A 22,083-nucleotide genomic window follows, 5' to 3' on the forward strand; every position below is an offset into this window, starting at 1 on the left:
TCGCATCGCCCAGGATGGTTCCGATCGTACGCTGAGTCGTGATCGCGTTGCCGAAGGCGGTTCCGATCGTGTGCTTGAACGCAACCAACGTCTGGGTTAAGCCTATGCGCGCCCTTATAAAAGCCCGGTGCCCTGAACCGGGCTTCGTTTTTTCAAGCGTCAAATCCTCGTGTACGGTTCGACGTCAGTAAAGTCGATTTGCTAGAGTGCTTCGCTGTCCCAAATCGAATCAGCTCCCTCATGCTTCCCCGCGCCGAACAAAAACAACAAACCCGCCTCGCCTTGCTCGAAGCTGCCCGTCACCTGATGGAGAGCGGCCGAAGCTTCGGCAGTATCAGTCTGCGCGAAGTCGCCAAGACCGCCGGGATCGTTCCCACCGGTTTCTATCGCCATTTCGCCGATATGGACCAACTGGGCCTGGCCCTGGTCAGTGAAGTCGGCGAGACCTTCCGCGAAACCATTCGTCTGGTGCGCCACAATGAGCTCGTACTGGGCGGCATTACCGATGCCTCGGTGCGCATCTTTCTCGACGTGGTGGCAGCCAATCGCACGCAATTCCTGTTTCTGGCTCGCGAACAGTATGGGGGTTCCCTGCCAGTACGAAAGGCACTGAGCGCCTTGCGCGAAGGCATCAGCTCGGACCTCGCGGCAGACCTTGCCCTGATGCCAAAATGGCAACACCTGGATGAGGCAGCGCTGGCCGTCATGGCCGATCTGGTGGTCAAAACCGTGTTCGCCACCCTGCCCGAACTGATCGACCCGCCTATCGAACCGCTTCCTGCGCATCTCACCCCACAAGCCAAGATTACCCAGCAACTGCGCTTCATATTTGTCGGCGCCAAGCACTGGCAAGGGCTGGGCAGCCTCTAGGACGCACCTCGCTGGCGCAGCGAATTTTGCTGACGCACCAAATGGCATCAATTCTTCGCCCTTCCCGCTGACACACCGGGCACTTTGTAGGGCATTTCCGAAAGAACACTCGATTGGCAAGGCACTTGCTCTAGTAAAGGCATCGCAACTCGCCGGAAGCCTAGCCATGCTGGTCATTCACAACAGAATCGCGCCAAGTCCTGAGTGGTCGGCCGAACTCCACCTCAACTTCGAAGCCCGAAGCAAAAGTCGTCTGCGCTGTTTTAGTGCCGAGGGTGAAGACGTCGGCTTGTTCCTGGAGCGCGGCCAGCCGCCGCTGCACGATGGCGAGTTTCTGCAGGCCCAGGATGGCCGTATCGTTCGTGTTTGCGCCCGTCCCGAACAATTGCTGCATGTCACCTGCGCCAGCGCCTTCGAACTGACCCGCGCCGCCTATCACCTGGGCAACCGCCACGTAGCCCTGCAGGTTGGCAACGGCTGGCTGCGCCTGCTCGATGACTATGTCCTCAAGGCCATGCTCGAGCAGCTTGGCGCTCACACCGAAACCATGGAAGCCCCTTTCCAGCCCGAGCACGGTGCTTATGGCGGCGGGCACCACCATTCCCGACACGGTGACGAAGACTTCAATTATCCACCACGCCTGCATCAGTTCGGCGTGCACCCATGAATCCGGCGTGGGCCCTCTTGCGCCTGGCCAGCCCACAGCTGCCGATTGGTGGTTACAGCTATTCACAGGGGCTGGAATTGGCAGTCGAACAGGCCTGTATCACGGATTCGGCCAATGCCGCGCGCTGGATTGGTGATCAGTTGTTGCTCAACCTGGCCCGCTTCGAGGCACCGTTGCTGCTGGCTCACTGCAAGGCTGCCGCCGAACAGGACTGGGGACAGCTGCTGCAGTTGTGCGAGGAGCATCGCGCCAGCCGCGAAACCCGCGAGCTGTACCAGGAAAGCCGACAAATGGGCTATTCGCTCAGGCAGCTGCTCGAAGGCCTGCCAGAACTCGACGAGCCTGCACGGCACTTCCTCGCTCAGATCGCCGAACCGCATCTGGCCCTGGGCTGGGCGTTGGGCGCGCGCGCCTGGCACATAAGCCCCCAGGACGCCCTGGCGGCCTGGCTGTGGAGCTGGCTGGAAAACCAGCTGGCGGTGCTGATGAAAACCCTGCCGCTGGGCCAGCAAGCCGCCCAGCGCATGACCAGCGAACTGCTCCCGTTGCTGCAACAAGCCCAGCAGATCGCCACTGAACTCGACCCTCAACACATGGGCAGCGCCGCCTTCGGCCTGTCCCTGGCGAGCATGGCCCACGAACGCCAATACAGCCGCCTGTTCCGTTCCTAGGAGAATCTCGATGAATACTCAACCACTGCGTGTCGGTATCGGCGGCCCGGTCGGTTCCGGCAAGACCGCCCTGACCCTTGCCCTGTGCCTGGCACTGCGCGAACGCTACAACCTGGCCGTGGTGACCAACGATATCTACACCCGCGAAGATGCCGACTTTCTGGTGCGCAACCAAGCACTGGCACCCGAGCGAATCATTGGCGTCGAAACCGGTGGTTGCCCGCACACGGCCATCCGCGAAGATGCCTCGATCAACCTGGAGGCGGTCGACCAGCTCAATCGCCGCTTCCCGGGCCTGGACCTGATCCTGGTGGAATCGGGGGGCGACAATCTTTCGGCGACGTTCAGCCCGGAGTTGTCGGACCTGACCATTTACGTGATCGACGTTTCTGCCGGCGACAAGCTGCCGCGCAAGGGCGGACCGGGCATCTGCAAATCGGATCTGCTGGTGATCAACAAGATCGATCTCGCACCGCTGGTCGGTGCCTCGCTGGAGATGATGGACGGCGACACCCGCAGGATGCGCGGCGACAAGCCCTTTGTCTTCAGCAACCAGAAAACCGGCTTGGGGCTGGACACAATCATCGCCTTTATCGAACGCCAGGGCCTGCTGACTGCGGCCTGATCTTTTCACTTTCAAGGATGCTCACCATGACACTCAAGCAAGTTTCAGCTGCCTGCGCCCTACTACTCAGCCCGGCTTTGGCTTTTGCCCACCCCGGCCACGGCGACAATGGCCTGCTGGCCGGCATCGGCCACCCGATTGGCGGCCTCGATCATCTGCTGGCCATGCTTGCGGTAGGCCTATGGGCGGCACAGCAGCAAGGCGCGGCTCGTTGGGCGCTGCCTTGTACTTTTGTGGGGACAATGCTGATCGGTGGGCTGCTGGGATTTGCCGGATTGGAGTTGCCGGCACTGGAAGGCGGTATCGCGGCTTCGGTCCTTGCGCTGGGGTTGGCGGTGGCTCTGGCGGTACGGCCGCCACTGGTGCTGGCGGTTGCGGCGACAGCGTTGTTTGCCTTGTTCCACGGTGTGGCCCATGGGCTTGAGCTGCCGGAGATGTCGAGCCCTTGGGCTTATGCGCTGGGGTTCGTAGTGGCGACTGCTTTGCTGCATGCGGGTGGGTATGCGGTGGTGCGGCTGGTGCCGCAAGTGGCGGTGCGGTTGGCGGGAATGGCTTCGGCGACTACCGGGGTTTGGCTGTTGGCTGGCTGAGACCTTTAGGGCCTCATCGCTGGCTGTTTCTCAAGCCGATCCAGAATCGTCCTGCTACCATGTCGCACAAACGCCCCAGCCGTGACGACACTTGCCAATGCCCGACGTTTCCAGCTCCGCCCAGCAGCCTGAATTGACCGCCGTTTTCACGGCCGTGCAGCAGCACTTCTCGCAGACGATCGTGCCGCTCTGGCAAGGTCCGGGCTGGAATGCGGAGCTGGCGCTGCCCTTCGAAGCCCTGGACCCGGAGCACCACCCCCTGCCCGTCCAGCGCTACAGGGCCATGGCCTGCGCTCGCCAGTTGTACCTGTTTTCCAGCCGAATCGAGCAACCCGGCGCCCGGGAGCACGCCGCAGCCTTGTTCCGCTCCTTGCAGCGGCATTTTCACGATGCCGAGCATGGAGGCTGGTTCTACAGCATCGACGCCCAGGGCAAACCGCTGGATCGGCGCAAGGACCTCTACACCCACGCCTTCATCATTTTCGCCTGCGCGCATTACTGGGCAAAGGTTCGCGAGCCTCTCGCAGAGTCGGTGCTCAATGCCGCGCTGGAAGTAGTCGCCAATCGCTTCGCGACCGAAGACGGGCTCTATGAGGCCAGTCTCGATGAAGACTGGTCAGCACTGGGCAGCGGACCGCTGCAAAATCCGTTGATGCATCTGGCCGAAGCCTTTCTGGCGACATTGGCGGTGCGCGAAGACGCCGCTGTCAAAGCCGCGCTGCAACAGCTGACCACCGCCATGCAGGCCCATTTCATCGACCCCGAGCATGGGGTGATGCTGGAAAAGCCTCGCGGCGCTGTGGATAACTGGTTCGAACCTGGCCATCAGTTCGAATGGTTTTACCTGCTCGAATCATCCGACCTGCTCAGGAACAGCCCGCTGCATCAATCACTGAGCCGCGCCTTCGCCTATACCGAGCAGTGTGGCGTCAGCAACCAGCGGGTATTGGCCATGCTCAATACCGACGGCAGCGTGCGCGATGCCACCCAGCGAATCTGGGCCCAGGCCGAGTACCTGCGCGCCCTGACCCTGCGCGACGATAGCCAGGGCCAGGTGCTGCAGCAACTGCGGACCCTGCAGCAACATTTCCTGCACAGCGGTGGCTGGTATGAGTGCCGGGATGCCCAGGGCGCGGTCAGCCGCAGCGATATGCCATCGACCACGCCCTATCATCTGGCGACCTGCTACATCGGCCTGCAAGCCGCTATTTCCGGTGAATGGAAAACCCACTCCAGTCCTGACTGACCGGCATCAACTCCAGGCTGTTGATGTTCACATGGGGCGGCTGGGTCAGCACCCAGAAGATCGTTTCGGCAATGTCCTGCGGCTGCAGCGGGTCGGCGCCAGCGTAGGTCGCATCGTAGCGGGCCTGGTCGCCACCAAAGCGCACCAGTGAGAACTCGCTTTCGCACAGGCCGGGCTCGATGTTCGTCACACGCACACCGGTCCCTCGCAGGTCACAGCGCAGGCTCAGCGAAAATTGGTGAACGAATGCTTTGGTGCCGCCATACACGTGGCTGCCCGGGTATGGGTAGCTACCCGCCACTGAACCCAGGTTAAGGATACTAGCACCAGGCCCGTGCGCGATAAGCCGCGGCAGCAGCAGGCGGGTGCTGTACATCAGGCCCTTGATGTTGGTGTCGACCATGGTGTCCCAGTCATCCAGGTCGCACTGGGGGGCCGGGTCGGCGCCCAGGGCCAGGCCGGCATTGTTGATCAGGCCCGTGAGCTTGTCGAACTCGGGCGGCAAGCCGGCAATCGCCTGCTCCATCGCCTTGCGATCACGCACGTCCAGCACCAGGCCCAGAACCCGCGTCTGTTTCGACAATTCGGCACACAAGGCATTCAAGCGTTCTTCGCGACGCCCGGTCAGCACCAGCGACCAGCCCGCCTGTGCAAAACGGCGAGCACAGGCCTCGCCAAATCCGGAAGTCGCCCCGGTGATGAATACGGTGGAAGTCATCATGTTCTCCTTGGTTGACTTGCCCACAGGCAAGCCTGGCTACGTAGCCTTGAAGCATGCCCGGCCTGTACGGCGCCAGCAAGCGGGCGATCGTGCTGTACAAAAAACAACCACAACCCTCAACACCTTGATCCACAAGGGCTGCAACGGCTTCTGCTCACCTTATCCACAAGCCCCTCCACAGACTTTGGGGGCAACTCCATTTGTGTTCAGGCCACTATCCACAAGGCCTGCAGCGCACATCGAAAAGTTTTTCGCTTGACCGGCGAGTCACCCCATGAACTTTCTGTTGATCGGTGCAACCGGGTGCCACCCGGGACGATGGCGCGACGCCAGTAACGACGCTGCCTGCGTCAGTCTTTCCAAGGGTTGCCCACAGAGTTATCCACAGGCTGTAAAGCCCTGTTCCAGAGCCTTCAGGCAGTGGATAAAAGGGTTGACAAATGAAATCTCGAGCACCGAAAAAGTCACTGATCAAAAATCAACCACACCTCTGAAAGCCACGTAATCAAAGGCCTGCAGCTAGATGCTCCCATGTTACCCACAGCCACCTCCACAGTAACCGTGGACAAGTCGAAACTGTGACAAAACAACTATTTGAAGCGGCTTTGTGTCGCGGTTTCGGGACTTGCCAAATCGGTTGTCCACAAAGCTGTGGATGAAAAAAAACGCCCCGTTTTTTCCACCGGAGCGTTTTCTTTGTTTCCAATGACGGTCAGTGACCGCCAAGGTAGGCGTTACGCACCTCCTCGTTGACCAGCAGCTCCTGGCCGGTGCCTGTGAGGCGAATCTGCCCGTTGACCATCACATAGGCACGGTCCGACAGCTTCAAGGCGTGGTTGGCGTTCTGCTCGACCAGAAAGATGGTCATGCCGGTCTTGGCCAGTTCACGCAAGGTACTGAAGATCTGCTTGACCACGATCGGTGCCAGGCCAAGGCTCGGCTCGTCGAGCAGCAACAACTTCGGCCGGCTCATCAGTGCGCGGGCGATGGCCAGCATTTGCTGCTCGCCCCCGGACATGGTCATCGCCCGCTGGTTGCGCCGCTCCTTGAGCCTGGGGAACAGCTCGAACATGCGCTGCATGTCTTCATTGGCGAACTTGTCCCCAATCGGAATGGTGCCCATCAGCAGGTTCTCTTCCACCGTCATGTCGGGGAAGACCCGACGCCCCTCCGGCGATTGAGCGATGCCGTTGGACGCGATGTAGTGGGAGGACTTGTGGGTAATGTCCGTCCCGCGATAGACGATCTGCCCGTGGCTGGCCCGCGGCTGGCCAAAGATCGACATCAACAGGGTGGACTTGCCCGCCCCGTTGGAGCCGATCAGGCTGACCGTTTCGCCTTCGTTGATGTGCAGCGAGACTTTCTTGAGGGCCTGGATCGGCCCGTAGAACACATCGATCTCTTTCAGTTCGAGGATCGGTCCACTCATACCAGCTCCTCTTCATCAGCACCCAGGTAGGCAGCGATCACTTTCGGGTCGTGGCGGATCTGCTCCGGCCCGCCCTCGGCGATCACGTTGCCGTGGTCCAGCACCACGATATGGTCGGAAATACTCATTACCATGCCCATGTCGTGTTCGATCAGGACCACGGTAATGTCATGATCGTCGCGCAGGTGGCGGATCATGGCACTCAGGGCTTCGGTTTCCTGCGGGTTGAGGCCCGCTGCCGGTTCGTCGAGGCAGATGATTTTCGGCCGCGTGCACATGGCACGGGCGATTTCCAGGCGGCGTTGCTGACCATAGGACAGCTCACCGGCCAGGCGGTTGGCACAGTCCACCAGGTCGACCACTTCCAGCCAGTAGAAGGCATGGTCCAGCGCGTCGCTTTCGGCCTTGCGATAGCCCTTGGTATTGAGAACGCCCGCCAGCAGATTGCGATTGACCCACATGTGTTGGGCCACCAGAAGGTTCTCGATAACCGACATTTCCCGGAACAGGCGAATATTTTGGAAAGTACGCGCCAGGCCGGCCCGGTTGATCAGGTGGGTACCGCCGAACATCTTGTAATAAAGACGGCTGCCGAAGCGCTTGGGCGAGAAGAAGTCCGTCACGCGGAAAGGCTCGCCAAGCATCTTGATCACGTTGGTGGTGGTGCCGCGCATGTTCAGTTCGATGTGCCCGCCGGTGGCCTTGTAGAAGCCGGTCAGGCAGTTGAACACGGTGGTCTTGCCCGCACCGTTCGGCCCGATCAGGGCGAAGATCGAATTGCGCTTGACCTTGAGGCTGACATCACTGAGCGCCTTGATGCCACCGAAGTGCATCATCAGGTTGTCGACCGAAAGAATGATTTCTTCTTCGTTCATGGCGCCACTCCTTTACGTGGGGTCACACCGGTACGACTGATACGAATCAGACCACGCGGTCGCCAGATCATCATCAATACCATCAGGATGCCGAACAGCAGCACGCGGTATTCCGAGAAGCTGCGCAGCAGTTCCGGGGCTACGGTCAGCACGAAGGCCGCTATCACCACGCCGACTGTCGAACCCATGCCGCCCAGCACCACGATGGCCAGGATCAGGGCCGACTCGAAGAAGGTGAAGGAGGACGGGTTCACGAAGCCCTGGTAGCTGGCGAAAAACACACCCGCCAGGCCCGCGGTGGACGCACCGAGGGTGAATGCCGAGAGCTTGACCAGTACATGGTTCAGGCCCATCGCACGGCAGGCGATCTCATCTTCGCGCAAGGCTTCCCAGGCGCGTCCGACTGGCATGCGGGTCAGGCGGTGCTTGATATAGAGGACGGCCAGCACCACCAGAAACAGCACGGTATAGATGAAAATAAACTTCAGGTCCGGGTTGTAGTCGAGTCCGAAGAACTCGTGGAACGGTACGCCGCCCTCTTTGGCCCTGCGCCCGAATTCAAGTCCCATGAAAGTCGGCGACGGTACCGGCATGCCGTTCGGGCCACCGGTGAACGACAACCAGTTGTTGAGAATCAGACGGATGATTTCACCGAAGCCCAGGGTCACGATCGCCAGGTAGTCGCCGTGCATTCGCAGTACCGGGAAGCCCAATATACAACCGGCCAACCCAGCGGCGACGGCCGCCAGCGGCAGCACTGTCCAGAAACCCAGCCCCAGGTAGTGATAGCCAAGCGCCATCCCATACGCACCAATGGCGTAGAACGCCACATACCCCAGGTCAAGCAGACCGGCCAGGCCGACCACGATGTTCAACCCCAGCCCCAGCAGTACATAGATGAGCCCGAGGATCACCACGGTCAGAACATACTTGTTGGCCATGAAAGGGAAGATGATCGCGAGCACGATCACCAGTGGAATGACCCAGCGCAACCGCGACTTGTAATCCGGTGGCAGTACATGCACACCCGAACCCGGTCTCTCGAACCCCTGCAATACGCTCAGACCCTTCTCGGTCTGCAGGAACAGGCTCAGGAAGAAACGCCCGACCATGACGATGCCGACCAGCCAGGCAACCCGCATGGGCTCCATGTTGAAGCTGTAGCCCTGGAGTACCACGCCGACGATCGGGCCGAATACGATCAGTGAAATCAGACCGGCCAGAATGGCATCGACGAAACTTTTCTTGATATCGATAGTGTTGTTATTGGCAGCAGACATACTTACACCTTCGCCACGAGTGGGCGACCCAACAGGCCTTGGGGACGGAAGATCAGAATCAGCACCAGCAGCGAGAAACTGAACACGTCTTTGTAGTCAGAGTTGACCAGACCAGAGAACTGGGACTCGGCAATGCCGAGGATGATCCCGCCCAGCATGGCGCCCGGCAGCGAGCCGATGCCTCCCAATACCGCGGCGGTAAAGGCCTTGATCCCGATGACGAAGCCGGCATAGAAGTCAAAGGTGCCGTAGTTCATGGTGATCAATACGCCCGCCAGCGCCGCCATGGCCGCGCCGATGATGAACACGTAGGAAATCACCCGATCGGTGTTGATCCCCAGGATCGAAGCCATCTTGCGGTCTTGCTGTGTTGCCCGGCACATGCGCCCGAGCTTGGTGAACTTGATGACGTAGGTCAGGAATGCCATGCCAACGAACGCTGCCACCAGGATGAAGATCTTGGTGTAGGTGATCTGCACGAAACCATTGCCCACTTCCATCCGCCAGGCACCTTCAAGCAGCGTAGGAACACCTTGCTGCTGCGCGCCCTGGCTGATCTGTGCATAGTTCTGCAGGATCAGCGAGATACCGATGGCGCTGATCAGCGGCGCCAGTCGCGTGGAGTTGCGCAGAGGCTTGTAAGCGATACGTTCGATGGTCCAGCCATAAACGGCTGTCACCACGATGGTGAAGATCAGCGTGCCAAGAATCAGCAGAGGGAAGGATTCAATACCGAAGTAGGCCAGCAGAGCCAGACTGATCGCCGCGAGGTAAGCAGAGATCATATAAACCTCGCCGTGGGCGAAGTTAATCATGCCAATGATGCCATAGACCATTGTGTAGCCGATGGCGATCAGACCATAGACAGACCCAAGGGTCAGCCCATTGATCATTTGCTGCAGGAAAATACCATCCATAACGCAATCTCACATACTTGAGATTGCACAAGCGCCGACTACGTTGAGCTTGTGGCTATCGCAGCGCAGGGTTGTGCACATCTACGAGAAAAGACAGGTACGGCACAAATCACGAGGCTCGCCTTGCCGATGCCATTACGCATCGGCAGGGCTGAACGCTCAGATCACTTTTGTTTTTCCAGCTGGTGGTACTTGCCTTCCTTGTCCCACTGGTAGACCACGTAGTCGGAGACTTTCAGGTCGCCCTTGCTGTCCCAGGTCTTCTCGCCCATGACGGTCTTGACCGGGTGGGCCTTGAGCCACTTGGCCGCATCTTCGCCCTTGTTGGACTTGGCGCCGTTGAAAGCGGCCGCCAGGGCCTGCAAGGAGGCATAGGCGTAGAGGGTATAGCCCTCTGGCTCGTAGCCCGACTTGCGGAACTGGTCAACGACCGCCTTGCTGTCCGGCAGCAGGCGCGGGTCGGCACCAAAGGTCATGTACACGCCATCGACGTACTGGGCGCCACCGGCGGTGGTCACCAGCTCGTCGGTCACGATGCCGTCGTCAGACATGAAGACCACGTCCTTCAGGCCCTGCTCGCGCAGCTGACGTACCAGTGGGCCGGCCTCTGGGTGCAGGCCACCGAAATACACCACGTCGGCACCGGCGCCACGGATCTTGGTGACCACGGCGCTGAAGTCTTTCTCGCCGCGAGTCAGGCCTTCATACAGCACCGGCTTCACGCCACGCTTCTCCAGCTGCGCCTTGGTGGCGTCGGCCAGACCCTGGCCATAGGTGTCCTTGTCGTGCAATACGGCGACTTTCTTGCCCTTGAGCACGTCGACGATGTAGTCGCCGGCCACAATGCCTTGCTGGTCGTCGCGGCCGCACATGCGGAACATGCCGTTCAAGCCACGTTCGGTGACTTTCGGGTTGGTCGAGCCGGGCGTAATGGTAATGATGCCTGCTTCGTCATAAACCTCTGAAGCGGGGATGGTGTTGGACGAGCAGAAGTGGCCGACCACGCCGATCACCTTGTCCTGGTCGACCAGCCGGTTGGCTACTGCCACAGCCTGCTTCGGCTCGCAGGCATCGTCGCCCTTGACCAACTCGATTTTCTCACCGTTGATGCCGCCCGCCGCGTTGATGGCATCGGCCGCCGCCTGCGCCCCCTTCATGTACTGCTCACCAAAAGATGCACTTGGACCCGTCATTGGACCTGCCACACCGATCTTGACGTCGGCCTGAACAAACGAAGAAACGCCGAGCGCCGAAGCTACGGCCAGCGCCAGAAAACCTTTCCTGTAAAACGTCTGCGACATGAGGTGGTGCTCCTGAGTTTTTTTTGGTTGGCACTACAACTTCAACCATTGCTGTGAGCAAGGCGCGTGCCATTGGATTTCTATTCTGGAAAAACTCTCTATCAGTTTGTTATTAGAGTCTTTTGGTCCTTTTTTTACGGGCCGTGCAACCGTCTAAAACAAGACGAGTAGCACTGGACATCAAAAAAAGGGCAACCCCAAAGTGCCATCATTGCAACCCCCGTTTATGCACACGTGCAACCATGGCTGTAACAAGATGCGTAACCTAATTGCACATTGCCGGTGCGCGACTGCTACAACGCGCACCACTACAGGCTAGCTGCTTAATACGAAAGTGCAGTGGCATTGAGCTTGCTACCGTTCTACTCGGATTACACGTCCACACGGCAAGCAAAAGACTGGCAAAATGCAAAACTGACCCGCGCCACTATTGTGTTGGACCGCGCTGGCACGACCTGGAGCTGAGTCCTTATGAGTGAAAGCGTGTTTTCCGATTCCGTCGTGCAAAACTTGCTGGATACCGATTTCTACAAGCTGACCATGATGCAGGCGGTCTTGCACAACTATCCGAACGTGGACGTGGAGTGGGAGTTTCGCTGCCGTAACGGGGAAGACCTGCGTCCTTACCTGGCCGAGATCCGCCAGCAGATCGAGTATTTATGCGAACTGAGCCTGACGGCCGATGAGCTGGGCTTTCTCGAACGCATCAGTTTCATGAAGCCGGACTTTCTGCGCTTTCTCGGCCTGTTTCGCTTCAACCTGCGCTATGTGCACGCCAGCATCGAAAACGATGAACTGAGTATTCGCCTGCGCGGCCCCTGGCTGCATGTCATCCTGTTCGAAGTGCCGCTGCTGGCGATTGTCAGTGAAGTGCGCAACCGCAATCGTTACCCGCATATACAGCTGAGCGACGCGCGCGAACGGCTGCATCGCAAATTCGACTGGCTGACGGCCAACGCCAGCAGCGACGAGCTGGCCGAGTTGCAGGTGGCCGACTTCGGCACCCGCAGGCGCTTCTCGTATTGCGTCCAGGAAGAGGTGGTCAAAGTCCTCAAGAACGACTTCCCGGGGCGTTTCGTGGGCACCAGCAACGTCCACCTGGCCCGCAAGCTGGACATCAAGCCGCTGGGCACCATGGCCCACGAGTGGATCATGGCCCATCAACAGTTGGGCCCGCGCTTGATCGACAGCCAGATCGCCGCCCTCGATTGCTGGGTTCGCGAGTACCGTGGTCTGCTCGGCATTGCCCTGACCGATTGCATCACCATGGATGCCTTCCTCGGCGACTTCGACCTGTACTTCGCCAAGCTCTTCGACGGATTGCGCCATGATTCCGGCGACCCGGTGCTCTGGGCAGAAAAGGCCATCACCCATTACCGTGCGCTGGGCATCGACCCGATGACCAAGACCCTGGTGTTCTCCGATGGACTGGACCTGCCCAAGTCACTGGAAATTTTTCGTGCCCTGCGCGGTCGGATCCACGTCAGCTTTGGCATCGGTACCAACCTGACCTGCGACATCCCAGGGGTGGCGCCGATGAGCATCGTGCTTAAAATGACCGGATGCAACGGCGAGCCGGTCGCCAAGATTTCCGACGAGGCTGCCAAGACCCAATGCCGCGACCCGAATTTCGTCGCCTACCTGCGCCATGTTTTCAAAGTCCCCGAGTCCAAGGAGTAACCCATGCAAGCCAAACAGCGTGAGATTGCGCAGCAGCTCAAGGTCCAGCCGCCCTTCGCAGGCGAGGCCGACCTGCAAGCAGAAGTGGCGCGACGCATCGCCTTCATCCAGCAGTGCCTGAAAGACTCGGGGCTCAAGACCCTGGTACTGGGTATCAGCGGCGGCGTGGACTCCCTGACTGCCGGCTTGCTGGCGCAACGCGCCGTGGAAGCGCTGCGCAAAAACACGGGCGATGACAAGTACCGCTTCCTCGCCGTGCGCCTGCCGTACCAGACCCAGTATGACGAACATGAGGCCCAGGCCTGTGTGGACTTCATTGCACCGGACGAGCGTCATACCGTGAACATCGGCCCGGCGGTCAAGGCGCTGGCGGCCGAAGTCGAGACCCTGGAAGCGCAATCCCACACTACGGTGGATTTTGTACTGGGCAACACCAAGGCGCGGATGCGCATGGTTGCGCAGTACACCATCGCTGGCGCACGTCAGGGCCTGGTGATCGGTACCGATCATGCCGCCGAAGCCGTGATGGGTTTTTTCACCAAGTTCGGTGACGGTGCCTGCGACCTGGCACCTTTGAGTGGCCTGGTAAAAAACCAGGTACGCGCCATCGCCCGCAGCTTCGGGGCACCGGAATCACTGGTAGAGAAAGTACCGACTGCCGACTTGGAAGACCTCGCCCCGGGCAAACCGGACGAAGCGTCTCACGGGGTTACTTATGAGGAGATCGATGCCTTCCTGCACGGCGAGCCGGTGCGCCAGGAAGCGTTCGATATTATTTGCCGGACGTATGAGAAGACGCATCACAAGCGTGAGATGCCGTTTGCGCCTTGAATCTTTTTTGCGACCGCTTCGCGGTCGATCGCTGGCAAGCCAGCTCCCACAGGTTGCATGCACCACCTGACCCTGTGGGAGCGGGCTTGCCCGCGATAAAGGCCCGAAGGGCCTTTCATCTCACTTGACCGAAACAGTGCCTTTCATCATGGAGATGTGCCCAGGGAACGAGCAGAAGAAGCCGTAGCTCTCCCCCGCTGCCAGCTTGGACACATCGAACGTCACCGAATCTTTTTCGTTGGCACCAATGATCTTGGTGTGGGCGATGATGCGCGCATCACCGTCTTTCAGATAATTCTTCTCGATACCAGCAGCAATGCCATCAGTTGCGATTGGCTGCATGTCGGCTTCTTTGCTCAAGACCCAGTTATGCCCCATGACATTCTTCGGCAGGTTGCCCGAGTGCTCCAGGTTCACTGTGAACGTCTTGCAGCTCTTGTCGATGGTGATGTCCTTGGTGTTGAAGGCCATCTGGTCCGTGGAATCGACAGTGACCGAGCATTCGGCGGCCAGCAATTGACCGCTGGCCAGCGTCAACAGGGATACCGCAACGAGTTTGGCAAACATGGTGAATCTCCATGGCAGGTTATTATTGAATGCAGACTGCCTGAGTCCGGCGCAAGTTCCGATGACTTGAGTCAACGCGGTCAGGCAGCGGGTTCGCTCTATTACGCCTATCAAGATAATCAACCGGCCAATCATGCACCCAGGCTCTACCATCAGACAACACTTCAAACGGAGCCTGATCATGTACCTCAATAGCCTGTTTCGCAGTCTGCTTGCCGCTTACGCTTGTGGCGCCAGCGGAACCCAATACGAAACTTCTCGCACGGATTAACTGCAACTCGCACAACCTTGCAGGAGACTTTACCCTGTGGCCAATGGAAGACCACGGAGAGAGCCTGTGTCCCTACGTTCAGTATGTGTATTTTGCGGCGCCAGTACCGGTAACAACCCGATCTACCGGGAAGCGGCTGTCGCCCTGGGCCGTACGCTGGCAGAGCGTAAGTTGACCCTGGTCTATGGTGGCGGCGCCGTCGGCCTGATGGGCATCGTTGCCGACGCCGCCCTGGCTGCCGGCGGTGAAGTCATCGGCATCATTCCCCAGAGCCTGAAAAGCGCAGAGGTCGGCCACACCGGGCTCACCCGCCTGGAAGTGGTCGATGGCATGCACGCGCGCAAGGCGCGCATGGCCGAACTCAGTGATGCGTTCATTGCCCTGCCCGGCGGGCTGGGCACCTTCGAAGAGTTATTCGAAGTGTGGACCTGGGGCCAGCTTGGCTACCACGGCAAACCACTGGGCCTGCTGGAGGTCAACGGCTTCTACAACAAGCTCAGCAGTTTTCTCGATCATGTGGTCGAGGAAGGTTTCGTGCGCGAGCCTCACCGCGCCATGCTGCAAATGAGCGAGTCACCTGCAGAGCTGCTCGACCATCTCGATGCCTGGCAACCGCTGGCACCGCCCAAGTGGGCCGAGCAAAAGCCCAGTTAAATCTCGCCCTCGCCCAGCGGCATGACCGTGACGCTCACTTCCGGATCATGGTTGCCCCCACCGAGGATCACCCCGCGCAACGGCGACACATCGGAAAAGTCCCGGCCCCAGGCCAGGGTGATGTGTTCCAGCGCGGGCTGAATGTTGTTGGTCGGATCGAAATCCACCCAACCTGCTACCGGGCAATAGACCGAAACCCACGCATGGGAGGCATCGGCACCGATCAGGCGGGCCTGCCCGGGTGGTGGCTGGGTCAGCAGATAGCCGCTCACGTAGCGCGCCGCCAGGCCGCGTGAGCGCAGGCAGGCGAGCATCAGATGGGCAAAGTCCTGGCAGACGCCACGACGTCGTTCCAGCACCTCGACCAGCGGCGTGGCGACCTGGGTCGCTTCGGCATCGAAGGTGAATTCGTTGAAGATTTTCTCCATCAGCGCCTGAGCCCCGAGCAGCAAGGGGCGACCGGTCGGGAAGCAGCTCTCGGAGAAGGCCACGAAACTCTGCTTGAGGCGCACGTAGGGCGATTCGAACCGGTAACGGCAGGCCTGCAGCACATCCGACGGCAGTGGCCGACTGGTATACGTCAAGGCATTGCGGGCCGACTCCCAGGCTGGTGAACTGTCGAAATCCACCGTGGCCCTGGGCAACACTTGCACCAACAACCGCGCACAAACCCGCAGCTCGTCATGGGGCCGCTCGAAAGCCAGGCGCGTCAGCGGATTGCCGAACACATCCAGTGCGTCGCTGCGGCTGGTCGGCTCCGGGCTGATCTGCAACCGTTGCTCGCTGCACACCTGCCAACTGCAGGGTCTTGGCCATAGATGGGCAAGCTGCTGCGCCAGGGAAACCGGGCTGTCGTAGCGGTAATGGGTATCGTGAAGAATCTGGTAATGAGCGCTCATGGTTAAACCGACACCGTTTGCTGGCTGACGTCATCGACATGGGCGAAATGCCGTAATGCCAGCCGGTCGGAGACCTGACCGCTGGCTTCGGCGATGGTTTGCAGCATGTCGGCCAGGCCATCGAGCACCGCACGCACACTGGCGGTGCCGAACAGCGGGTGCTCCAGCGTCCCCAGATCGAAGCGCTGCAAGCGTTGCACCAGCATCGCCAGGCCGGGCTCGCGGGCTGCACCGAAATCGTCGTTGAGGCGATTGAGCGTACGGGTCACCAGCTTGAGCTGGAACAACACGGCATGGGGGTTCTGTTCATCGAGCAGCAACAGGTCGAGCACCGGAATCAGTTGCGGCACGGCCAGGTAGCGCGAGCGATAAGTGATGCTACTGTTGCCCAGCTCCAGCAGCCATTCAAGGCCCGCCTGATCGAACACGGCCACCCCGCGCAGAAAGGCCGCAAGGCTCGTGCTCAGGGACTGCAGCCGCTCGATACGCCGGCCAATCATCAGGAAGCGCCAGCCTTCGTCGCGCGTCATGTCGTCCAGGGCAAAACCTGACAGTGCCGCCAATGACATGACCAGCCGGTTGAGGAAATCCAGCAGCTCGCCGAAGTCGGGCTCTTCGGTCTCCAGACTCAAGGCCTCGCGCTGCAATTCGACCAGCGCTTGCCAGTTTTCCCGGGAAAGCTTGCCACGCACCTGCGAAGCCGCCCACTGCAGACGCTGCAGATTGGAGCGCAGGCTGAAGGCCCATTCACCATCGAGCAATGCTGCCAGCAAACGCTCGGGCAACTCGCCCTCTTCCGGCAGCAGCGACAGGCTTTCGCCCAGCTCCACCGCCGCCTGCAAGGCCAACGGGTCGTCACCATCGACATAGCGCGCCAGGATGATGCGCAGCAACCGCGCGCTGGCATCGCAACGCTCGCAATAGCGACCAAACCAGAACAGGTTCTCCACGACCCGCGACGGCAGATACGGGTCCTGGCGGATCAGATCATGCACACCAATGCTGCGCTGGGCCCGCCACTGCTCCGCGCCCTGAGCACGCTCACCCAGCACCCAGGTATCTTTGCTGGCGCCGCCGCGCTGCATCGACACCACTTCGGCATCGGCCTGCGCCGCCACCCGGGTCAGGCCACCGGGCAAGACCCGATAGCCATCGGCACTGGCCACCGCATAGACGCGCATGCCGATCGCCCGCGGCTGCAGCTGCCCCTCATCGGACTGCCAGACCGGCGCCTGGGACAATTGCGCCAACTCCTGGGCAACATAGGCATAGGGTCTCGCTTGCATTCGTTGCGCCAATGCCCGGCGCTGCTCCGGGTCCAGGTCACGACCAAACACCGGCGTAAAGCTTTGCGACGGGAATGCCGGCTTGATCAGCAGCTCCGGCAGTTTCTCCAGGGCCTGGGCCAGTACCGGGGGTTCGCCGCACCACCAGGTGGCAATGGACGGCAAGATCAATGCTTCGCCGAACAGATGTTGGTTGATGGTTGGCAGGAACCCCAGCAACCCCGGCGACTCGAGCACACCGCTGCCCAAGGCATTGGCCACCAGCACCCGGCCCTGACGCACTGCCTGCAACAGGCCGGGCACGCCGAGGGCCGAATCGGTGCGCAGCTCCAGCGGGTCGCAGAAGTCATCGTCCAGGCGCCGCATGATCGCGTGGACCCGACGCAGGCCACTCAGGGTTTTCAGGTACACCGTCGCATCGCGTACCGTAAGGTCACCGCCTTCGACCAGCGGATAACCGAGCTGGCGGGCCAGGTACAGGTGTTCGAAGTAACTTTCATTGAAGCGCCCCGGCGTCAGCAGGACGATCAAGGGCACTTCGTTGTCGGCGGCGGCCTGGCGCGCCAGGGTTTCCTGCAAGGTACGAAAGAACCCCGCCAGATGCTGCACTTGCAGGTCGCGATACAAGTCCGGCAACGCCCGCGACACGATGGTGCGGTTCTCCAGCGCATAGCCGGCACCGGAAGGGGCCTGGGTCCGATCGGCGGTGACCCACCAGCGGCCATCGGGCGAGCGCGCCAGATCCACGGCATAAACGTGCAGGAAGGTCCCGTCCGGTGGCTGAATACCTTGGCAGGGCCAGAGGAAGTTGTTGTGCCCATAGACCAGCTCGGCGGGCAGCAGCCCATCGGAGATCAATTGCTGCGGCCCGTAGATATCGGCCAGCACCGCATTGAGCAGTTGCGCGCGCTGGGCAATACCCGCCGAAATCTGTTGCCACTCCTGCTCCGCAATCAAATGCGGCAGCAGATCGAGCTCCCATGGCCGGTCGGCGCCCTTGGGGTCGGCATAGACGTTATACGTCACGCCGTTTTCCTGAATCTGCCGGGTCAGCAGCGCCTGCCGTTGGGCCAGTTGCGCCGGAGTGCTGCGCTGCAGTTGCTCGAACAGCCGCTTCCAGTGCGGCCGAACGGCGCCACTGGCCTCGAGCATTTCGTGATAAGTCCCCGCCGTCAGCGGATAACAGTCAAGCAGGTCAGGCATGGAAATGCTCGATGGCAGCCAGTGGAAGTCAGATTAGCAGCGTCGCAGGTCCAGGGTCAGCGGCAGTTCGTCATTGACCTGCAGGGGCACGACCGACAACGGCCCAGGGCTATGGCCCAGCCGGAAAAACCGCGCCAGGCGCCGACTCTCGGCCTCATTGGCATTGACCGGCAAAGTGTCATAGTTGCGCCCTCCGGGGTGCGCCACATGGTATTGGCAGCCTCCGAGCGAACGCTGCATCCAGGTGTCGAGCACATCGAACACCAGCGGCGCATGCACGCCGATGGTCGGCTGCAGGCAATTGAACGGCTGCCAGGCGCGATAGCGGACGCCAGCCACGTATTCCCCGACCTTGCCGGTTGGCTGCAGGGGCACCGGCACACCATTGCAGGTCAGCCTGTAGCGCTGCGGCGAAAGCCCGTTGAGCTTGACCTGCAGCCGCTCCAGCGACGAATCGACATACCGCACCGCGCCCCCGGCGCCGCCCTCTTCACCCAGCACATGCCAGGGCTCCAGGGCCTGGCGCAGTTCCAGTTCGATACCACTGACGGCATAGTCGCCGACCTTGGGAAAGCGAAACTCCAGGTGCGGGGCAAACCATTCGGCGCGCAGCGCATAGCCGGCGTTGTTGAGGTCGACGATGACGTCGGCGAAATCCTGTTCGATGAAATGCGGCAACAGGAAGCGGTCGTGCAGTTCAGTCCCCCAGCGCGCCAGTCTGGCCGGCGCATAGGGCTCGCGCCAGAAGCGCGCAACCAGGGCACGCAGCAACAGCTGCTGGACCAGGCTCATGCGTGCATGGGGCGGCATTTCGAAGGCCCGCAATTCCAGCAGCCCCAACCGCCCGCTGGCGCTGTCGGGCGAGTAGAGCTTGTCGATACAGAACTCGGCACGGTGGGTATTGCCGGTGACGTCGATCAACAGATTGCGCAGCAAGCGGTCGACCAGCCAGGGCGGACATTCCTCGCCAGGCGCCGGCATCTGCGCGAAGGCGATTTCCAGTTCATACAGCGCATCATTGCGCGCCTCGTCCACACGCGGCGCCTGTGAGGTCGGGCCGATGAACAAGCCGGAAAACAGGTAGGACAGCGAAGGATGGTTGTGCCAGTAGCTGATCAGACTGCGCAACAGGTCAGGCCGGCGCAGGAACGGCGAATCGGCCGGCGTCGCCCCGCCGAGGACGAAGTGGTTGCCGCCGCCCGTTCCGGTATGACGGCCGTCGATCATGAATTTCTCGGTACTCAGGCGTGTCTGGCGCGCCTGCTCGTAGAGGAACTCCGTACGTTCGACCAGTTCGCCCCAACTCGCCGAAGGCTGTACGTTGACTTCGATCACGCCAGGGTCCGGGGTGACCTTGAAATTGCTCAGGCGCGGGTCGCCCGGTGGTTCATACCCTTCCAGCAGCACCGGGCAATTGAGCTCCTGTGCGGTCGCCTCGATGATGCTGACCAGCTCCAGATAGTCTTCCAGCCGCTCCAGGGGTGGCATGAACAGATAAAGGCGGCCATCACGGGCTTCGGCACACAGGGCCGTACGGGTCAGCCAGTCGGCGGACTCGTCAACCTTGGGGATGCGCTCGGGCTCATTGTCTTGAGCCTCGCCGCTCAAAGTGTCCGGCAGGGCATCGCGTGCAGGCAATACAGGCAAGTACTGGTTTGGATCTGTCGGATGCACGTAAGGATATTCAGCGGCAGTCACCCAAGGCTGCGAAGCCAATGGCAAGCGGTAACCGAGCGGTGAATCACCCGGTACCAGGCGACAGTGACTGTCGCGCAAAAACCAGCGCCCACTTTGCCAGCGATCGCCAGCCGCCGTTCGTGCCAGCGGCAGAACCTGGCCAATGACCTTGTCCAACCCCTGCGAGAACACCTTGCGCAGGCGCTTGCGCTCCATTTCGTCGCCCAGCCGCGAGTCTTCGGCCGTGACGTTGAGTGGCAGGCTGCCTTCACGCCAGAGGTAGTAGAAATTGTCTTCGTAGGCGGGGAACACGTAGCGCGTCGGGAGCTTGAGGCGTTCGGCGACACTGGCGAGAAAGCGCCCGGCCAATGCCTCGGTGGCGCCGTAGACTTCGTTCTCGTCGGCAATCAGCGCCGGGTTGCGCCAGATGGGCTGCCCGTCACGGCGCCAGAAGCAGTTCAACGACCAGCGCGGCAACTGCTCGCCGGGGTACCACTTGCCCTGGCCGAAGTGCACCAGCCCGTGCGGTGCGTATTGCTGACGCAAACGCTGATACAACTCGGCCGACAAGCACCGCTTGGTCTGACCCAGGGCGGCGGTGTTCCACTCGGCGCCATCGGGGTCATCGATGGAAACGAAGGTCGGCTCGCCTCCCATGGTCAGGCGCACATCGCCCATGGCCAGGTCCGTGTCGATCTGCCGCCCGAGGGCCTGGATCGCCAGCCACTGCTCTTCGCTGTAGGGCTTGGTAACCCGAGGCGCCTCCCACAGGCGCTCCACCGACATTTCATGGGCAAACTCGCATTCACAGGGCTCGACCAGCCCCGTGATCGGCGCCGCCGAAGACGGATCGGGGCTGCAGGCCAGCGGAATATGCCCTTCACCGGCGAACAGCCCGGAGGTGGCATCCAGGCCGATCCAGCCGGCACCGGGCAAATAGACTTCGCACCAGGCGTGCAGGTCGGTGAAGTCCACGTCCGTGCCGGACGGGCCGTCGAGCGCCTTGACGTCGGCCGTCAGTTGGATCAGGTAACCCGAGACGAAGCGTGCGGCCAGGCCCAGGTGGCGCAGCAACTGCACCAGTAGCCAGGCCGAGTCACGGCACGAGCCCGAGGCATTCTCCAGGGTTTGCTCCGGCGTCTGCACGCCGGGTTCCAGGCGGATCAGGTAGCGGATGTCTTCGCTCAGGCGCTGGTTCAGCGCGACCAGGAAATCGATGCTGGCCACCGGCGTGCGGTCGATGCCGGCCAGGTATTCGGCAAATTTCGGCGTAAGCGGCAGCTGTTCGAGGTAGGGCGAAAGCTCATGCTTTTCATCCCGGGCATAGCTGAACGGGATTTTTTCCGCGTAAGGTTCCAGGAAGAAGTCGAAGGGATTGAACACCGCCATTTCGGCGACCAGGTCGACTTCTATGCGCAAAACATCAGTCTTTTCCGGGAAGACCAACCGCGCCAGATAATTACCCTGGGGGTCCTGTTGCCAGTTGATGAAGTGCTGCTCGGGCTGGACCTTCAGCGCATAGGACAGAATCCGCGTGCGGCTGTGCGCGGCCGGACGTAGCCGCACGATCTGCGGGCCAAGCTCGACCGCTCGGTCGTAGCGATAGTGAGTGACATGGTGCAATGCGACATGAATCGACACGGCGTGCCTCCTGCGAGCCTGGGCGGTAGCAGAATAGCGCAAGACTTGTGCCACAAGGCCAAGCCCCGCTGTTCTGCGCACGCAGGCACGAGTACGGCACTAAAAACGCGCCGTTTCGAGCCTGCGGGGCAAGCGTTGCACAGAAATGAGGCTGGCGCGGGATATTTATGTGAGGAGCTTGT

The 22,083-nt window shown here is 60.9% G+C and carries 19 protein-coding genes; 9 read left to right on the forward strand and 10 right to left on the reverse strand.

The window, feature by feature from the left end:
• Nucleotides 1-240: 240 nt before the first annotated feature.
• The 6 genes from F2S13_RS00195 (at nt 241) to F2S13_RS00220 (ending at nt 4,669) form a co-directional block, all read left to right on the forward strand.
• On the forward strand, nt 241-870 hold the full coding sequence (locus tag F2S13_RS00195) for a TetR family transcriptional regulator (protein WP_166357806.1): 630 nt from the start codon (nt 241-243) through the stop codon (nt 868-870).
• Between the two features lie 166 nt (nt 871-1,036).
• Nucleotides 1,037-1,537, forward strand: a complete 501-nt coding sequence (gene ureE / locus F2S13_RS00200) for an urease accessory protein UreE (protein WP_166357808.1) — start codon at nt 1,037-1,039, stop codon at nt 1,535-1,537.
• Nucleotides 1,534-2,208 (forward strand): urease accessory protein UreF, encoded by a 675-nt coding sequence (locus F2S13_RS00205; protein ID WP_166357810.1) that lies wholly within the window; start codon nt 1,534-1,536, stop codon nt 2,206-2,208. Before ureE ends, F2S13_RS00205 begins: the two co-directional genes overlap by 4 nt.
• A gap of 10 nt (nt 2,209-2,218) precedes the next feature.
• Nucleotides 2,219-2,833, forward strand: a complete 615-nt coding sequence (gene ureG, locus F2S13_RS00210) for an urease accessory protein UreG (protein WP_166357812.1) — start codon at nt 2,219-2,221, stop codon at nt 2,831-2,833.
• 26 nt (nt 2,834-2,859) lie between these two features.
• On the forward strand, nt 2,860-3,423 hold the full coding sequence (locus F2S13_RS00215) for a HupE/UreJ family protein (protein ID WP_166357814.1): 564 nt from the start codon (nt 2,860-2,862) through the stop codon (nt 3,421-3,423).
• 97 nt (nt 3,424-3,520) lie between these two features.
• Nucleotides 3,521-4,669, forward strand: a complete 1,149-nt coding sequence (locus F2S13_RS00220) for an AGE family epimerase/isomerase (protein WP_166357816.1) — start codon at nt 3,521-3,523, stop codon at nt 4,667-4,669.
• On the opposite strand, the gene F2S13_RS00225 is transcribed toward F2S13_RS00220, so the two are convergent.
• The 6 genes from F2S13_RS00225 to F2S13_RS00250 all read right to left on the reverse strand — a co-directional run bounded on the left by F2S13_RS00225 (nt 4,629) and on the right by F2S13_RS00250 (nt 11,192).
• Nucleotides 4,629-5,387, reverse strand: coding sequence for an SDR family oxidoreductase (locus F2S13_RS00225; RefSeq protein ID WP_166357818.1), 759 nt, complete (start codon nt 5,385-5,387; stop codon nt 4,629-4,631). The two genes, F2S13_RS00220 and F2S13_RS00225, sit on opposite strands and share 41 nt — an antisense overlap.
• Nucleotides 5,388-6,102: 715 nt before the next feature.
• The gene (locus F2S13_RS00230; protein WP_166357820.1) at nt 6,103-6,819 is read right to left on the reverse strand and encodes an ABC transporter ATP-binding protein; all 717 of its coding nucleotides are present in this window, start codon (nt 6,817-6,819) and stop codon (nt 6,103-6,105) included.
• Nucleotides 6,816-7,694 carry an ABC transporter ATP-binding protein gene (locus F2S13_RS00235; RefSeq protein ID WP_166357822.1) on the reverse strand — a complete coding sequence of 293 codons (879 nt, stop codon included), beginning with the start codon at nt 7,692-7,694 and terminating at the stop codon, nt 6,816-6,818. Before F2S13_RS00235 ends, F2S13_RS00230 begins: the two co-directional genes overlap by 4 nt.
• A complete protein-coding gene (gene livM / locus F2S13_RS00240; protein ID WP_166357824.1) occupies nt 7,691-8,974 on the reverse strand; it encodes a high-affinity branched-chain amino acid ABC transporter permease LivM in 1,284 nt (427 codons plus the stop codon). The genes F2S13_RS00235 and livM overlap by 4 nt, the downstream gene beginning before the upstream one ends.
• Before the next feature lie 2 nt (nt 8,975-8,976).
• The gene (locus F2S13_RS00245; protein WP_166357826.1) at nt 8,977-9,891 is read right to left on the reverse strand and encodes an ABC transporter permease subunit; all 915 of its coding nucleotides are present in this window, start codon (nt 9,889-9,891) and stop codon (nt 8,977-8,979) included.
• Between the two features lie 164 nt (nt 9,892-10,055).
• Complete coding sequence (locus F2S13_RS00250; RefSeq protein ID WP_166357828.1) at nt 10,056-11,192, reverse strand: branched-chain amino acid ABC transporter substrate-binding protein; 1,137 nt, start codon at nt 11,190-11,192, stop codon at nt 10,056-10,058.
• Between the two features lie 471 nt (nt 11,193-11,663).
• Between F2S13_RS00250 and pncB the strand changes: the two genes are divergently transcribed.
• Entirely contained in the window at nt 11,664-12,872 is a 1,209-nt protein-coding gene (gene pncB, locus F2S13_RS00255; RefSeq protein WP_166357830.1) for a nicotinate phosphoribosyltransferase, read from the forward strand.
• A 3-nt stretch (nt 12,873-12,875) separates the two neighbouring features.
• Nucleotides 12,876-13,703, forward strand: a complete 828-nt coding sequence (nadE, locus tag F2S13_RS00260; RefSeq protein ID WP_166357832.1) for an ammonia-dependent NAD(+) synthetase — start codon at nt 12,876-12,878, stop codon at nt 13,701-13,703.
• 120 nt (nt 13,704-13,823) lie between these two features.
• Here nadE and azu read toward each other — a convergent pair whose 3' ends face one another.
• Entirely contained in the window at nt 13,824-14,270 is a 447-nt protein-coding gene (gene azu, locus F2S13_RS00265; RefSeq protein ID WP_166357834.1) for an azurin, read from the reverse strand.
• 337 nt (nt 14,271-14,607) lie between these two features.
• Between azu and F2S13_RS00270 the strand changes: the two genes are divergently transcribed.
• Nucleotides 14,608-15,195 carry a cytokinin riboside 5'-monophosphate phosphoribohydrolase gene (locus tag F2S13_RS00270; RefSeq protein WP_166357836.1) on the forward strand — a complete coding sequence of 196 codons (588 nt, stop codon included), beginning with the start codon at nt 14,608-14,610 and terminating at the stop codon, nt 15,193-15,195.
• On the opposite strand, the gene F2S13_RS00275 is transcribed toward F2S13_RS00270, so the two are convergent.
• Genes F2S13_RS00275 through F2S13_RS00285 form a run of 3 tightly spaced genes read right to left on the reverse strand, consistent with a single transcriptional unit; the run spans nt 15,192 to nt 21,901 of the window.
• Nucleotides 15,192-16,094 (reverse strand): transglutaminase family protein, encoded by a 903-nt coding sequence (locus F2S13_RS00275; protein WP_166357838.1) that lies wholly within the window; start codon nt 16,092-16,094, stop codon nt 15,192-15,194. The two genes, F2S13_RS00270 and F2S13_RS00275, sit on opposite strands and share 4 nt — an antisense overlap.
• 2 nt (nt 16,095-16,096) lie before the next feature.
• A complete protein-coding gene (locus F2S13_RS00280) occupies nt 16,097-18,583 on the reverse strand; it encodes a circularly permuted type 2 ATP-grasp protein (protein ID WP_166357840.1) in 2,487 nt (828 codons plus the stop codon).
• A gap of 33 nt (nt 18,584-18,616) precedes the next feature.
• Nucleotides 18,617-21,901, reverse strand: a complete 3,285-nt coding sequence (locus F2S13_RS00285) for a transglutaminase family protein (protein ID WP_166357842.1) — start codon at nt 21,899-21,901, stop codon at nt 18,617-18,619.
• Nucleotides 21,902-22,083 lie beyond the last annotated feature (182 nt).

It is taken from the genome of Pseudomonas akapageensis (genome assembly GCF_011355085.1).
Taxonomy (GTDB): Bacteria; Pseudomonadota; Gammaproteobacteria; order Pseudomonadales; family Pseudomonadaceae; genus Aquipseudomonas; species Aquipseudomonas akapageensis.